General features: G+C 46.3%; 12 protein-coding genes. 10 read left to right on the top strand and 2 right to left on the bottom strand.

Going from position 1 to position 15044, the window contains the following annotated elements; translation table 11 throughout:
- Nucleotides 1-72 precede the first annotated feature (72 nt).
- From fmt to DXD78_RS18135, 7 genes are all read left to right on the top strand, one after another.
- A complete protein-coding gene (gene fmt / locus DXD78_RS18165; protein WP_005830056.1) occupies nucleotides 73-1044 on the top strand; it encodes a methionyl-tRNA formyltransferase in 972 nt (323 codons plus the stop codon).
- 265 nt (nucleotides 1045-1309) lie between these two features.
- Complete coding sequence (rpe, locus tag DXD78_RS18160) at nucleotides 1310-1960, top strand: ribulose-phosphate 3-epimerase (protein ID WP_005830060.1); 651 nt, start codon at nucleotides 1310-1312, stop codon at nucleotides 1958-1960.
- Nucleotides 1961-2018: 58 nt separating this feature from the next.
- Entirely contained in the window at nucleotides 2019-4055 is a 2037-nt protein-coding gene (locus DXD78_RS18155; protein ID WP_005830062.1) for a ComEC/Rec2 family competence protein, read from the top strand.
- A gap of 86 nt (nucleotides 4056-4141) precedes the next feature.
- On the top strand, nucleotides 4142-5179 hold the full coding sequence (locus tag DXD78_RS18150; RefSeq protein ID WP_005830066.1) for a bifunctional oligoribonuclease/PAP phosphatase NrnA: 1038 nt from the start codon (nucleotides 4142-4144) through the stop codon (nucleotides 5177-5179).
- Nucleotides 5180-5282: 103 nt separating this feature from the next.
- Nucleotides 5283-5894, top strand: a complete 612-nt coding sequence (locus DXD78_RS18145; RefSeq protein ID WP_005830068.1) for a DUF4827 domain-containing protein — start codon at nucleotides 5283-5285, stop codon at nucleotides 5892-5894.
- Nucleotides 5895-5919: 25 nt separating this feature from the next.
- The gene (gene glmM, locus DXD78_RS18140; RefSeq protein WP_005830071.1) at nucleotides 5920-7308 is read left to right on the top strand and encodes a phosphoglucosamine mutase; all 1389 of its coding nucleotides are present in this window, start codon (nucleotides 5920-5922) and stop codon (nucleotides 7306-7308) included.
- A gap of 99 nt (nucleotides 7309-7407) precedes the next feature.
- Nucleotides 7408-8763 carry a sodium:alanine symporter family protein gene (locus DXD78_RS18135; RefSeq protein ID WP_005830073.1) on the top strand — a complete coding sequence of 452 codons (1356 nt, stop codon included), beginning with the start codon at nucleotides 7408-7410 and terminating at the stop codon, nucleotides 8761-8763.
- A gap of 16 nt (nucleotides 8764-8779) precedes the next feature.
- On the opposite strand, the gene DXD78_RS18130 is transcribed toward DXD78_RS18135, so the two are convergent.
- Complete coding sequence (locus DXD78_RS18130) at nucleotides 8780-9283, bottom strand: NUDIX domain-containing protein (protein WP_005830075.1); 504 nt, start codon at nucleotides 9281-9283, stop codon at nucleotides 8780-8782.
- 5 nt (nucleotides 9284-9288) lie between these two features.
- Entirely contained in the window at nucleotides 9289-10518 is a 1230-nt protein-coding gene (locus tag DXD78_RS18125; protein ID WP_005830078.1) for an S-adenosylmethionine:tRNA ribosyltransferase-isomerase, read from the bottom strand.
- 127 nt (nucleotides 10519-10645) lie between these two features.
- Here DXD78_RS18125 and DXD78_RS18120 point away from each other — a divergent pair, with 127 nt between their 5' ends.
- The 3 genes from DXD78_RS18120 (at nucleotide 10646) to DXD78_RS18110 (ending at nucleotide 14928) form a co-directional block, all read left to right on the top strand.
- Nucleotides 10646-11776, top strand: coding sequence for a DUF2027 domain-containing protein (locus tag DXD78_RS18120; protein WP_117652909.1), 1131 nt, complete (start codon nucleotides 10646-10648; stop codon nucleotides 11774-11776).
- A 236-nt stretch (nucleotides 11777-12012) separates the two neighbouring features.
- Nucleotides 12013-14043 carry a histidine kinase gene (locus DXD78_RS18115; protein WP_009037905.1) on the top strand — a complete coding sequence of 677 codons (2031 nt, stop codon included), beginning with the start codon at nucleotides 12013-12015 and terminating at the stop codon, nucleotides 14041-14043.
- A gap of 132 nt (nucleotides 14044-14175) precedes the next feature.
- The gene (locus tag DXD78_RS18110; RefSeq protein WP_005833286.1) at nucleotides 14176-14928 is read left to right on the top strand and encodes a LytTR family DNA-binding domain-containing protein; all 753 of its coding nucleotides are present in this window, start codon (nucleotides 14176-14178) and stop codon (nucleotides 14926-14928) included.
- The last annotated feature ends 116 nt before the right edge of the window (nucleotides 14929-15044 follow it).

Raw genomic sequence — 15044 nt, 5'->3', positions numbered from 1 at the left:
AATGGTAAATTGTAAATGGGCAAATGAGCTGCCTCGCAAATGGTACATTGTAAATGGTAAACTGTAAATGAAATGGTGGAAAAGAAGAATTTGAGGATTGTATATATGGGTACTCCCGACTTTGCGGTGGAGGCTCTTCGTTGCCTGGTAGAAGGAGGCTACAATGTGGTGGGTGTCATTACGATGCCCGACAAGCCTGCCGGACGGGGACATAAACTCCAGTTTTCTCCGGTGAAGCAGTATGCACTGGAACATAATCTTCCGCTTCTTCAGCCGGAGAAGCTGAAGGATGAGGCTTTTGTGGAGGCGTTGCGTGCATGGAAGGCCGATTTGCAGATAGTCGTTGCTTTCCGCATGTTGCCGGAGGTGGTATGGAACATGCCGCGATTGGGCACCTTCAACCTGCATGCTTCCCTGCTTCCGCAGTATCGCGGCGCAGCCCCCATCAACTGGGCGGTGATTAATGGTGATACGGAAACGGGCATCACCACTTTCTTCCTGAAACATGAGATTGACACCGGTGAGGTTATCCAGCAGGTACGGGTACCCATTGCCGATACGGACAACGTGGGTATCGTCCACGACAAACTGATGCTGTTGGGCGGTCGCCTGGTGGTAGAAACCGTAGATGCCATTCTTGCCGGTACAGTGAAAAGTATTCCTCAAGAAGAAATGGCCGTCGTGGGTGAACTGCGTCCGGCACCGAAAATCTTCAAAGATACTTGTCGTATTGACTGGAACCGCCCGGTGAAGCGTATTTACGATTTTATACGCGGTCTTTCTCCCTATCCTGCCGCTTGGACGGAGCTGGTCCAACCCGGTGGAGAATCTGTTGTGGTAAAAATCTTCGAGACGGAGAAAATAGGGGAATCCCATCAACTGACTCCCGGAACCTTGCAGACAGACGGGAAGACCTATATCCGCGTTGCTGCCGAAGATGGCTTTGTCGGCATCTGCTCCCTCCAGCTTCCGGGCAAGAAGAGACTGAAAACGGATGAACTGTTGCGCGGCTTCCGGTTGACGGAAGGATACGTGATGAAATAACTGATTGTCATTCAGTGACTTCCTACTGCAAAACTACTGCACTCGTTTTGCAGCGTCACTGCAAACCACTTTGCAGTGTTGCTGCAACTAATATGCAGTGTGACTGCAACTGCTTTGCAGTAGCACTGCAACACGTTTGCAGTGACGCTGCAAAAGGTATGCAGTAAGTTTGCAGTGAGAGTTTTGACTTCCAATGTTAGGCTGAATTAAATCTTTTCTCTATATTTGTACATAACAAAGTTCGTAAACTTTAGAACATAACATTATGAAACCAATCATATCCCCTTCTATTCTCTCTGCCGATTTTGGTTATCTGGCACGAGACATTGAAATGATTAACGAAAGTGAGGCGGAGTGGGTACATATCGACATCATGGACGGTGTGTTTGTCCCTAATATTTCTTTCGGATTCCCGGTACTGAAGTATGTGGCAAAACTGTCGCAGAAGCCTTTGGATGTGCATCTGATGATTGTACAGCCGGAGAAGTTTATTCCGGAGGTGAAGGCTCTGGGAGCACATGTCATGAATGTGCATTACGAGGCTTGTCCGCATCTGCACCGCGTGGTGCAGCAAATTCGCGAAGCAGGGATGCAGCCGGCAGTAACGATTAATCCGGCAACTCCCGTGTCCTTGTTGAAGGATATTATTAATGATGTATACATGGTGCTGATAATGAGCGTAAATCCCGGCTTCGGCGGACAAAAGTTCATAGAGCATTCTCTTGATAAAGTGCGCGAATTGCGTGAATTGATTACGGTTACCGGTTCGCAGGCCTTGATAGAAGTGGACGGTGGCGTAAACTTGGAAACCGGTTCGCGTCTGGTAGAGGCTGGAGCAGATGTACTGGTGGCAGGCAATGCCGTTTTCTCGGCTCCCGACCCGAAAGAGGCCATCCGTGCATTAAGGAATCTGTAATCCGTCTTCTGGATTGATAATCGACAGCTGGCAACGGCATCCTTTCCTTCGACTGTTGATGCCGTTGGTAGTTGGTATTTTGTGTGGAGATGCGTTTCCACATGTGCTTTCTGCATGGGAGTATGTGGCAGGTTTTCTGCTTTTTCTTTTTATTATAGGTAGATACAAGCATACCGGATGGGTGTATGGAGCGGCGGTATACCTTTTCTTGGGTGGTACGGGGTTCTGCTTGATGAGTTGGCAGCAGGGAAAGACGGTATTTCCCTTTTCGGGCAAACCTGCTGTTTATAGGGTTTGTATCCGTGAGCATCCAGAAGAGAGGGAGCGCAGCATATTGTGCAGGGTTGCCCTGCTGGGAGAGGTGGAGCAGGATACAGTTACGGGTTGTCCCCGGAATCATCTTTTTCTGGCTTATTTCCCGAAAGATTCTGCTACGGTCACTTTGTGCCGTGGTGATGAGTTGCTGGTATCTACCCGGCTTGCTCCTCCGGCGAACAATGGTAATCCCGACGAGTTTGACTATGCTCGCTACCTGAGGCGGAAAGGTTATAGCGGCACGGCCTACGTGGCTGACGGACATTGGCGGAAGACGGGGCATGATGCCTCCCGCACTGTCAGCCAGGTGGCACTGGATTATAGGGAGAAAGTGATTGGCTTATACCGGAGTTTGGGTTTTGAAACTGATGAATTGGCGGTACTTGCTGCGTTGACAGTGGGGGATAAAGAGGAACTGAGTGATGATATTGTGGAGACCTACTCCGTCTCGGGAGCCAGCCATGTACTGGCACTTTCGGGATTGCATATAGGGTTTCTGTATGCTTTGCTCTTGTTTGTGCTTCGTCCTTTGTGGAGGCGATGGCGGCGGTTGAAACCTTTGTTGCTTTTGCTTCTGGTCCTTTTCTTGGTGAGTTTTGCTTTTTTCACGGGATTGTCTTCCTCGGTGGTGCGGTCGGTCATCATGTTCTCTTTGTTGGCGTTTGCCGGTTTGCAGCCGGAAAAGCCGCTGACTCTGAATACGCTGGCGGCAACTGCTTTCCTGATGCTGCTGTGCAAGCCGGTCTGGTTGTTTGATGTCGGTTTTCAGTTGTCATTCTCGGCGGTTGCAGCTATTGTACTTGTACAGCCTAAGTTATATGCCCTTTGGAAGGTTGACAATCGTTTCCTGCGATATTTGTGGGGACTTATGACAGTGTCTGTGGCGGCTCAGCTGGGTACGGCCCCTTTGGTCATTTTCTATTTCTCCCGTTTTTCCACTCATTTTCTGTTGACTAATCTTTGGGTAATTCCCATGGTGTCGCTCGTTCTGTATTCTGCTGTCTTTCTGTTGATGCTTACGCCGCTGCCTTTTGTACAACATCTGTTTGCAAGGGTAGTAGAGGCATTGGTACATGTCCAGAATGAAGTGCTCCGCTGGATAGAGCGTCTTCCCGGCGCTGCTGTCGATGATATTTGGTTGGATATATGGGGTGTTCTGCTCGTCTATCTGTTCTTGGGGATGGCATATTATGGCTTTCTACGCCTTACGGTACGTAGAGTCTGCTTTGCGTTGCTGGCATTGTTGGCAGTGGTTTCCTGGCATTCCCTTTCCATCATGTCCAATGCTTCCCGGCAGGGGATTGCTTTTTATAGCGTGAGAGGCTGTCCCGTTGTCCATTGTATGGCAGACAACCGTCATTCTTGGTTGGCATGTGCCGATAGCTTGCCGGATATGCCGTGTTTGTGCCGTGCCCTTTCTCCGCATTGGAACCGCCTGCGTCTGGAGACTCCCCGACTGGTTGCCGGAGATTATACCACTTCCGGCTTATCCATGCGCAACCAGATTGTCTCTTACGCCGGTAAGCGCATCTGTCTTCTTTCCGACAACCGTTGGAGAAACAAGAGCTCTTCCCATCCCCTTTCAGTTGATTATCTGTATGTCTCCAAGGGGTATCAAGGTGGGATAGAGGAACTTACTTCGCTCTTTTCCATGGGCATGGTGGTGCTTGACGCTTCTCTTTCAGACTATTATCAGAATAAGATTGCCAATGATTGCGTTCGCTTAGGTATTCCCTATCTTCTTCTTTCTCAAAAAGGTTCTTACCGCATATTGTTATAAATCACAAACTTTTCGTACTTTTGCCCCTTCAATTTGTTATAAACGCCAAATAGTAAATAGTCAATCGTCAAATAGTAAATAAAAATATGTTGACCAAAGTAATAGAACAATCCAAGATAGACCATTTCACCAAATGGTTTGACCGTGCAGACAAGATAGTAATCGTTTCGCATGTGGGTCCCGACGGGGACGCCATCGGCTCTTCTCTGGGCTTGTGGCACTTCTTCAGCTCGCAGGGAAAGACGGCGAATGTTATTGTGCCGAACGCCTTTCCCGACTTCTTGAAATGGATGCCCGGGAGCAAGGACGTCCTTCTGTACGACCGCTACAAGGAGTTCGCTGACAAGCTGATTGCCGAGGCGGATGTCATTTGTTGTCTGGACTTTAATGCTATCCATCGTATAGATGCCATGGGTGACGCTGTTCTTGCATCCCCGGCAAGAAAAATACTGATAGACCATCATCTCCATCCGGAGGATTTCTGCAAGATTATCATTTCCCATCCGGAGATATCTTCCACTTCGGAACTGGTTTTCCGCCTGATTTGCCGTATGGGCTATTTCAGTGACATTTCAAGGGAAGGAGCGGAGTGCATCTATACGGGTATGATGACGGATACCGGCGGGTTCACCTATAATTCCAATAACCGGGAAATCTATTTCATCATCAGCGAACTGTTGTCGAAAGGTATTGACAAGGACGAGATTTACCGCAAGGTGTTCAATACTTATTCAGAAAGCCGTTTGCGCCTAATGGGATATGTCTTGTCACAAATGAAGGTCTATCCGGACTATCATGCAGCCTTAATTTCTCTGACTAAAGCCGAACAAAGCCAGTTCGACTATGTGCGTGGAGATAGTGAGGGGTTTGTGAACATTCCTTTAAGCATCAAAGGGGTGATTTTCTCTTGCTTCCTGCGTGAAGATACGGAGAAGCCGATGATAAAGATTTCTTTACGTTCGGTCGGTACATTCCCCTGCAATCAGCTGGCTGCCGAGTTCTTTGGCGGCGGCGGTCATTTGAATGCTTCCGGCGGTGAATTTTATGGAACGATGGATGAGGCCCGCAAGGTCTTTGAGCAGGCTTTGGAGAAATACAAACCGCTGCTGAATGCCAAAGGATAAAAAAAGTTCAGTTGTAAAGGTTAAAAGTTACGAACTTTCTATCCGCAGCTTTCAACTTTCAAGGAAATCAGATACTTTTGTACGAAATTACTAAATAACAGAAATGAAGAAACTTACTTTATTCTTTTTTGCCTTACTTGCAGTTTGTTTAGCCTTCCAGGCATGCGATAATTCTAAAACTTATGCCGAAATGCTTGAGGAAGAAAAAGATGCCATCAAAGCATTTATCAAAGACAGTAGCATTGTCGTTATTTCTCAAAGTGAATTCTATGCGCAAGATTCGACAACGGATGTAAGCAGGAATGAGTATGTGCAGCTGGCAAGCGGGGTGTATATGCAGATTGTGGATAAAGGTTCGACGAATCCTGCAGATACAGTTAAACCGAATGATTTGATTTTGGTGCGCTTTGAAGAACAAGGGTTGATAGCTGTTGGAGGGGTGAAATCGTATATAACCAATATGAATAGTCCGACTGTTGTGGATGAGTTTAGATATTCTGTTACTTCTTCGTCTATTGCCGGACTTTTCACTCAAGGCTATATGCTTATATATCATGGTTCGTCTGTACCTGCTGGCTGGCTGGTTGCGTTGAATTATATTCGTAACGGAGCACATGTGAAGCTGATTGTTCCTTCCAAGATGGGACAGTCGGATGCTATGCGGGACGTTCATCCTTATTATTACGATTTACATAAACTCCAAATTTGGAACTAACCGATAAATTTTAAATCATTAACCTATGACTCTAATCAAATCTATTTCTGGAATCCGCGGAACAATTGGCGGTAGTGCTGGCGAGGGATTGAATCCGCTCGACATTGTGAAGTTCACTTCAGCTTATGCTACCCTGATTCGTAAGACGTGTACTGTAAAAAGTAACAAAATCGTGGTAGGGCGTGATGCCCGCATCTCTGGCGAGATGGTCAAGAACGTAGTAGTCGGTACCTTGATGGGTATGGGCTGGGATGTAGTGGATATTGATTTGGCTTCTACTCCGACTACCGAGCTGGCTGTAACCATGGAAGGTGCCAGTGGAGGTATTATTCTGACTGCCTCACATAATCCCAAGCAGTGGAATGCGTTGAAACTGCTGAATGAAAAGGGTGAATTTCTGAACGCTGCCGAAGGCCAGGAAGTACTCCGCATTGCCGCCGCCGAAGAATTCGACTATGCCGAAGTGGACCAACTTGGCTCGTACCGTCAGGATTTAAGCTACAACCAGAAACACATCGACAGCGTATTGGCACTTGACCTCGTAGATGTGGCAGCTATCCGAAAGGCAAACTTCCGTGTAGCCATCGATTGTGTAAACTCTGTAGGTGGTATTATTCTGCCGCAACTACTTGAACAACTTGGCGTTCAGCACGTAGAGAAGCTCTATTGCGAACCGACCGGTAACTTCCAGCATAATCCCGAGCCTTTGGAAAAGAACTTGGGTGACATCATGAACCTGATGAAAGGGGGGAAGGCAGATGTTGCATTTGTTGTAGACCCTGATGTAGACCGCCTGGCAATGATTTGCGAAGACGGCAAGATGTACGGTGAAGAATATACACTGGTTACTGTTGCCGACTACGTATTGAAACATACTCCGGGCAATACGGTATCCAATTTGAGTTCGACCCGTGCCTTGCGCGATGTAACCCGCAAGTATGGGCAAGAATATTACGCTTCTGCCGTAGGTGAAGTGAATGTAACTACCAAAATGAAGGAAGTAGGTGCCGTTATCGGTGGCGAAGGAAACGGTGGGGTAATTTATCCGGCCAGCCACTATGGACGTGATGCCTTGGTAGGTATTGCCTTGTTCTTGAGCCATCTGGCACACGAAGGTAAGAAGGTGAGCGAACTCCGTGCATCCTATCCTGCATACTTCATGGCAAAGAATCGTGTAGACTTGACTCCTGAAACAGATGTAGATGCTATTCTTGCCAAGGTGAAGGAGCTGTATAAGAATGAAGAAATCAATGATATAGACGGTGTGAAGATTGACTTCCCCGACAAATGGGTTCATCTGCGTAAGAGCAATACGGAACCGATTATCCGTGTCTATAGTGAGGCTGCCACACCGGAGGCTGCCGAGGAAATCGGCCAGCAGATTATGAAGGTGATTGAAGACCTGGCTAAATAAGGCCGAACGAAATGTTATAATGAATGTCCCACTTTCCCGTGAAAGAGAAGTGGGACTTTTTTTAAACCTTCCCATGAACTCCTCCATCAAACTACTACTATGAATGGTATTTTAGATTCTATAGGCTCAGCAATAACCACTGTCAGTGACTTTGTCTGCGGGTATCCCTTATTTATCCTTCTGATAGGGGGAGGACTTTTCTTGTTCTTTTATTCCGGAGCTGTGTCCCTCTGCCGCATCGGATATTCGATAAAGGCCTTGCGCTATAAATCGGAAGTGGCGGGCGAAGGACAAATCAGTTCTTTCCAGGCCTTGATGAGCGCCATAGCGTCAACAGTGGGTATGGGGAATATTGCGGGGGTGGCTATCGCTATTACAGTAGGAGGTCCCGGAGCCATTTTCTGGATGTGGGTAAGTGCCGTTGTGGGTATGTCCACCAAATTCTTTGAAGGGGCTCTTGCCATTATGTACAAAGGACACGATTCTGCCGGAGAACCGCAAGGGGGGACGATGTATATCATTCTTCATGGGTTGGGCGAACGCTGGAAACCGTTTGCTTATTTCTTTGCGGTGGTGGGGTTGATAGGTACGTTGTGTGTAATGCAAGCCAATCAGTTGGTCGAGTCTGTCACTACGGTATTTACTACTCCGGCAGGAATAGAGAATACACTCGGTCTGCGTTTTGTGATGGGTATTGTCATTAGCCTGGTGGTAGGGGCGGTCATTATCGGTGGCATCCGGCGCATTTCGGTTATCTCGGCTAAAATAGTGCCGGTGATGGTTACTTGCTATATGCTGCTTGTCTTCGTTATTCTTTGTTTGAATTTTGATAAGTTGCCGGGAGTGTTGGCTTCCATTTTCCAGTCTGCCTTCAGCCTGGAAGCCGGTATCGGTGGAATTTTGGGAACTGCACTGACTGGTGCCCGCCGTGCTGCCTACGTCAATGAAGCAGGTGTAGGTACGGCCTCTATGATGCATGGCGCCTCCCGTAATGACAATCCCATTCGTGAGGGGCTGGTAGCCATGATTGGACCGGCCATCGACTCGGGGCTTGTTTGTACATTGACGGCCTTCCCTATTCTTATAGCTGGAAACTATGCGTCGGAAGGAGGCATAAAAGGCCTTTATATTGCTTTGAATTCTTTTGAGCAGCTCCTTCCCGGCTATGGGCATTATCTGTTGATGGTGATGGTCTTTTTCTTTGCCTTTTCTACCATGTTCTCTTATTCGTATTATGGACTGAAGTGCACCAACTTCTTGTTTGGTGCGGAGAATGCCAAGTATTATAACTACTTCTATTTGGTGATGATTGTTGTGGCTGCCATGATTCCGTTGGGAGCAGTGGTTGCCATCATGGATTTGGCTTTTGCCTTGATGGCATTGCCTACGATGACGTCACTGCTGTTACTTGCTCCACGGGTCAGGAGAAAGATGAAGGAATATTTTGCGAACTGATAGAAAGCAGCTTCCACTACAAGTTGATGACCTTTCCTATCTCTCCTTCAAAATTCGGGGTGAATACACCTTTGCCGATATTTGCCTTGATTTCATCGGGGCTCCAAAAACGTCCTCCGTCCAGCTCGTCACTGGGATGTATTTCACCGTCGTAGACAGTTTTGTGTACGAAGACCAGTTCCTTTTCGCGGGCAGACTCGAAGACGTAATGCATGACGGTTTCGGGAATAAAGTCGGTAATGCCGAGCTCTTCGCGTACTTCGCGTTTTAGCGCCATCTCTACACTTTCACCTAAATCGACGTGTCCGCCTACGGAGGTGTCCCACTTCCCCGGTTGTATGTCTTTCCATTCGGGACGTTTCTGTAGATACAACTCACCTTTGGAATTGAATACATGAAGATGGATTACCGGATGAAGCAGTTTGCTACCGTTATGGCATTCGCCACGGGTGGCGGCACCTGTGATGTTGCCTTGTTCGTCGACAAGGGGGAACATCTCTTGATTGTTATCGTGGTTCATTGTGCTTAGGGTATTAATAATGATGAATCTCCATAGCTCAGGAAGCGGAAATCATGTGCCAGTGCATAGTTGTAAATCTTCGGCCAATCACCGTGTACGAAAGCTGATACGAGCAGCAGCAAGGTACTTTGCGGTTGGTGGAAATTAGTCACCATAGCCTTCACGATTTTGTATTCATATCCCGGAGCGATAATGATTTGAGTGCTGGTATGCAGAGCCTCCATGCTATGTCTGTCCAGGTAGGCAGCAATGGCTTGCAGGGCTTCTACTGCAGAGGTGGCGGTGGCCTTGGCAGACATTTCATAAGGTTGCCATTGGTGGACGTGCAAGTCTTCCTCTGTGGCTTCTGGATTATTCAGTAAAGTGACTCCGATGTGATAAAGGCTTTCCAATGTGCGCACTGAAGTTGTTCCTACGGCCACTGCCTTGCCGCCGTGTACTATGAGTTTTTCCAATGTGTTGCGCGAGACAGAGATGTATTCCGTATGCATTTCGTGCCCTTCTATTTCTTCACTTTTCACCGGTTTGAAGGTTCCGGCTCCCACATGGAGTGTCAGCTCTTCCAATTCTACTCCTTTATTGCGCAATGCGTCCAATACGCGTGGGGTGAAATGCAGTCCCGCTGTAGGGGCAGCCACCGAACCTTTGATTTTGGAGTAGACAGTCTGGTAAGTCTCCTTGTCACTTTCCTGGGTCTCCCGGTTCAAGTAGGGGGGGATGGGCAATTCACCGAAGACCTCGAGAATGTCGGCAAAAGTCACTTCCGGATTATTCCAGCGGAAGTTTATCCAATGGCTGGTTCCGTGGCATTCACCCCGTTCGGCGGTCAGGGTGAGTGACTTGCCTTTCACGGTCATCTCACGTCTCAGCATGCCTTCCTTCCATTTTTTCAGGTTGCCGACCATGCAGAGCCAGGCGGCATGCTCGGTTTGCTGGAAGTTGAGGGCGTAGTCGTTCGGCTGTATGGGTTCCAGGCAGAATACTTCAATCAGTGCTCCCGTTTCTTTCCGGAAATGCAGGCGTGCTTGGATGACTTTGGTATTGTTGAATATCATCAGGCTTCCCGATGGCAGATACTCCGGCAGTGAAGTGAATCTGTCTTCTGAAACTTCTCCGTGGCGATACAATAACAGTTTGGACTGGTCACGTACGGACAATGGGAACTTTGCAATGCGTTCGTCCGGCAACGGGTAGTTGAATTCGCTGATTCTGATATGTCTGGGGTCTTCTTTCATGATGGCTTTCTCTTTATTATATCGGCTGCAAAGGTACGGATATTTGGGAAGATTTGAAGAATAAGGGAAATAATTCCTAACTTTGCAGGAAGAAAGTAGGAAAAGACAAACTAAAAGATAAGTTACTATGAAGATAGGAGATAAAGTTCGTTTCCTCAGCGAAGTTGGGGGTGGTGTTGTGACAGGATTTCAAGGGAAAAACATCGTGTTGGTGGAAGATGCCGACGGTTTTGACATACCGATGCCCATAAACGAATGTGTGGTGATAGAGACCGATGATTATAATATCCCCACTCCGGCAGCCAAAGCGGCTGCCAAGAAGAAGCGGGAAGAAGAGCAACAATTGCGTACGACCGCTACTGCGGCAAGGCCGTCTGCTATGGAGTCTCAGGTTTCGGAGCCTCAAACGGTCCGTTTGGAGAAACCGCAGATATCTGTTTATCGTCAGCCCGAGATGAAAGGCGGAGATATCCTGAATGTTTTTCTGGCTTTTGTTCCGGAGGATATCAAGGCTGTCAGCACTACACCTTTCGAGGCATATTTGGTGAACGATAGTAATTATTATATGTATTATACCTATTCGAGTGCCGAAGGAAAGTCCTGGACAGCCCGTTCGCATGGTTTGATAGAGCCGAATACGAAACTTCTGCTGGAGGAGTTCGAAAAGTCCGAGTTGAACGACCGTGAACGTGTGATGGTACAGCTGGTGGCATTCAAAGATAACCGTGCGTTCACAATGAAACCGGCTGTCAGTGTGGAAGTCCGCATAGATATGGTAAAATTCTATAAACTGCATACATTCCAGCAGACGGTTTTCTTTGAAACACCGGCCTTGGTGTATGATATTGTCCGGAATGACCAGCCTGTCAAGCAGGTGTATGTTTCGGCAGAGGAACTGAAGGAGGCTTTGATACAGAAAAAAACGGCAGATACTCCGTCCAAACCGCAGACGGTCATCAAGCGTGGCGGCAAGAATGGGATTGTCGAGATTGACCTGCATATCGGCGAGTTGCTGGATGACACCTGCGGTATGAGCAACAGCGAAATATTGAATTACCAGCTGGATAAGTTTCGTGAAGTGATGGAACAATACAAGAAAAAGCGCGAACAACGCATCGTCTTTATTCATGGCAAGGGGGATGGTGTACTTCGTAAAGCGTTATTGGATGAGTTGAAACGTAAATATTCCAATTGCCGCCACCAGGATGCTTCGTTCCAGGAGTATGGATTTGGGGCGACGATGGTGACGATTAAATAAAATCAAGTATTTGAATAGTGAATAGGGCAGTTCAAACGTTGGAATGCCCTATTCATTATTTTTGATGGCTTATATAGCTAAATATTGTACTATGATGTGATTTTTTTGTTTCATTTTAATAAAGCGGTAACGTATGCTCTTTTATGGCTGAGAAATACGCCTTATACTTGATGGTATTTCGCAAAAATATTTTAAGTTTGTAGATGTATTGAATAAATAATCTAATTACGGGAAACATGGGAGAGAGGATGGATAAGCGAATTCGATTTTACATTTATTGGATATTAGGGCTTGTGTTTCTAGGGGCTTGTGCGCCCGGAGATAAAGAGGACGTATACACAGAGATGAGAGCTTTTGAGGATTTTTCCCGTATAAATGGAGATTCTGTGGCCATTGTGCCCCGCAAGGTAAGGTTGAAGGCTCTTCAAAAGATGGAAGAGGCAAAGGATAGCTTGGTCAAATATAATTATCTGGCAATGACACTGAAAACATATTTGATTACTTCACAACTTGATTCGGCGCAAATTGTAATCCAACAGATACATGCCTTTATAGAAAGGCAGCATAGTTCCTCTCAAATGGCAGATTTGGAATCCGAATGTTTCAATATGAAGGGAAATATCTTTGCACGCGTTGGGAATATGGATTCTGCCGAAATTTGCTTCCGGAAGGCTTATGAATTACGGATGAGAGGGACTAGGATTGAAGTGGTGCCGGATATTTTGATGAATCTTGCTGATGCGAATAACCGTTTAGGAAAATTGGACATAGGGGCAGCTTGGTATAGGAGAGCTTTGTTGATGTGCGACTCTTTGCATATGGCTTCTACCAAGAAACCTCCCATTTATTATGGTTTGGCACAAGTATATGTTACCATGCGTGATTTTGAACAGTGTGATTACTATTACAATCTTGCAGGGGAAAGCTATGACAATATGCTGCCTTATGAAAAATATATTTATTTGAATAATAGAGGGACTTCTTACTATTATAGGGAGGATTACCAGACAGCGATAAAATATTTCCAAAAGGTTATTGATTTAGTCGAAGGATATGATGATATGAGTTTTGAACTTAATCTGGGGAGGTTGAATTTAGGAGACTGTTATCTTCAACTGAATATGGTTGATTTGGCTGTTAAATATATAAATGAATGCCAACTTTTTTTTGAGGAAATGGGGGTAAGTACTGCACTATATTATATCGATACGCAGAAAATAGAATTGGCTCTGCTTCAGAAAGACTTTCAAGAGGCACGTCGTTTATTGTCCGAGAGTGTAGTCCCTCCGGGCATCGACCCTGATATGGTACATATCCGTAATAAATACCTTCAGCAGTTTTACGAGGAAACCGGCAACTACAAGAGGGCTTATCACTATCTGCAGAGGAACAACCTGCTTGATGATTCTATCAGGAATGAGCGTGTCCGGATGCGTACGGCAGACTTGACTTTGCGTTATCAGCAGGATTCTACCTTGATGGCACATCGGGTTTTGCTTCAGGAGCAGAAAAACGAGGTGCTGGTGCTGAGGCAGACACAGTTTGTCGTGTTTGCTGTAGCTGTTGTATCTATATTGACGGCGGTTTTCCTTTATCTGTACAGCAAAAAGAAACGTGCTTTGTTGCTTGCACGGAATCATCGCACAGTCTCTACACTTCGTCTGGAGAATATCCGTAACCGCTTGTCCCCTCATTTCATCTTCAATGTGCTGAACAGGGAGATGGCGGAGCGGAATGTAGAAGAAAAGCAAGAGCTTTCGTCGCTGGTAAAACTGATGCGTTGCAATCTGGAATTGGCGGAACAACTGTGTGTAACCTTGGCAGAGGAGCTGGATTTTGTGAAAACATATATTAATCTGGAACGCCGTTCTTTAGGTCCGGATTTTCATTCGGAACTGAAGATAGAAAAGGATGTGCAGCCGGAGCAAATAAGGATTCCGTCTATGATGATTCAAATTCCGGTTGAAAATGCAGTGAAGCATGCGTTGCGCGAGAAGGAAGGTGAACGTAATCTTTGGGTTTCGGTCTGCCGCCGGGGAAACGGTATCTGTATAAAGATAACGGATAATGGTGGCGGTTATCGTCCGGACAGTCGGAACCGGGGCACGGGGACGGGAATGAAAGTCATTATGCAGACCATTCAGATTCTCAACAATAAGAATAAGGAGGCCATTGATGTTTCAGTGCACAATGTCTCTCTACAGAGTGGTGAGATGGGATGTGAGGTGACTTTCTGGTTGCCAGACAACTACGATTACAGGATTTAAAAGAACCGTTTAATCTCGTTTTTTGCAAGGATAGGCATATTTACAGACAAATAGTCCGTAAATGACCTTCTATTGCTTTGTATGGGAGTAGGATTATGTATATATTCGCGAGAAGAAAAACATAAAAGGAACATGGATAAATATAAGGTTGCAATAGTTGACGACGATGAGGTGGCTCTTGAGAATCTGAGTTTTGAATTGGGAAAGGATGCACGCTTCTTTTTGAAAGGAACTGCCCGTAATGGTAAACAAGGGAAAAAACTCATTGCCAAGGTACAGCCGGATTTGTTGTTCTTGGATGTGGAACTGCCGGACATGACTGGAATGGAATTACTGCAGGAAATACGTGACAGTGTTTCGTGGAATATGCGGATTGTTTTCTATACGGCTTATGATAAGTACATGATTCAGGCTATCCGGGAGGCTGCGTTCGACTATCTGCTGAAACCTTTTGAAGAGCAGGAGTTGCGGGATATTCTTGCGCGTTTTGTAGAGCAGGCAGAGGCCGGGCAGAGAATGTCATATCCCATTGGTGCACCGTTGCATACCGGACAGACATTTATCGTATTTACGCCAACTAATGATATGCGTGCGTTGCGTCCGGCTGAAATCGGCTTTTTTCGCTATTGTTCCGAGCGTAAACAATGGGAGGTGATACTAAACAACCAGCCGCCGTTGGTGTTGCGTCGCGGAATGACTGCTGAGCAGATTACTCAATATTCATCCAGTTTCGTGCAGATACATCAATCGTATATTATCAATATTGATTATCTGATGATTATAAAGGATAGCAAATGCATGCTTTATCCACCATTTGACAAAGTGACGGAACTGCTGGTTTCCAGAAAGTATAAGAAAGAGCTGCAAGACAGATTCTGCTTGTAAAGTGATAAGAATTATTTGGTTAGGGAGTTGACGCCGCAGGTTTTGGTGGCGTTGACGTAAAGAAAAGGCAGTATCCATAATTTTGTGTAAATAGAAACGGGATTCAGTTATAAGTT

Source organism: Bacteroides sp. D20 (assembly GCF_003436255.1).
In the GTDB taxonomy this organism is placed as follows: domain Bacteria; phylum Bacteroidota; class Bacteroidia; order Bacteroidales; family Bacteroidaceae; genus Bacteroides; species Bacteroides uniformis.
Note: the sequence above shows the minus strand (reverse complement) of the source record. Positions and strands in the feature narration are given on the sequence as shown.

Excerpts from the sequence above, each read along its gene's own strand:
- fmt (WP_005830056.1), top strand. The coding sequence starts at position 73 with ATGGTGGAAAAGAAGAATTTGAGGATTGTATATATGGGTACTCCCGAC.
- rpe (WP_005830060.1), top strand. The coding sequence starts at position 1,310 with ATGAAACCAATCATATCCCCTTCTATTCTCTCTGCCGATTTTGGTTAT.
- DXD78_RS18155 (WP_005830062.1), top strand. The coding sequence starts at position 2,019 with ATGCCGTTGGTAGTTGGTATTTTGTGTGGAGATGCGTTTCCACATGTG.
- DXD78_RS18150 (WP_005830066.1), top strand. The coding sequence starts at position 4,142 with ATGTTGACCAAAGTAATAGAACAATCCAAGATAGACCATTTCACCAAA.
- DXD78_RS18145 (WP_005830068.1), top strand. The coding sequence starts at position 5,283 with ATGAAGAAACTTACTTTATTCTTTTTTGCCTTACTTGCAGTTTGTTTA.
- glmM (WP_005830071.1), top strand. The coding sequence starts at position 5,920 with ATGACTCTAATCAAATCTATTTCTGGAATCCGCGGAACAATTGGCGGT.
- DXD78_RS18135 (WP_005830073.1), top strand. The coding sequence starts at position 7,408 with ATGAATGGTATTTTAGATTCTATAGGCTCAGCAATAACCACTGTCAGT.
- DXD78_RS18130 (WP_005830075.1), bottom strand. The coding sequence starts at position 9,283 with ATGAACCACGATAACAATCAAGAGATGTTCCCCCTTGTCGACGAACAA.
- DXD78_RS18125 (WP_005830078.1), bottom strand. The coding sequence starts at position 10,518 with ATGAAAGAAGACCCCAGACATATCAGAATCAGCGAATTCAACTACCCG.
- DXD78_RS18120 (WP_117652909.1), top strand. The coding sequence starts at position 10,646 with ATGAAGATAGGAGATAAAGTTCGTTTCCTCAGCGAAGTTGGGGGTGGT.
- DXD78_RS18115 (WP_009037905.1), top strand. The coding sequence starts at position 12,013 with ATGGGAGAGAGGATGGATAAGCGAATTCGATTTTACATTTATTGGATA.
- DXD78_RS18110 (WP_005833286.1), top strand. The coding sequence starts at position 14,176 with ATGGATAAATATAAGGTTGCAATAGTTGACGACGATGAGGTGGCTCTT.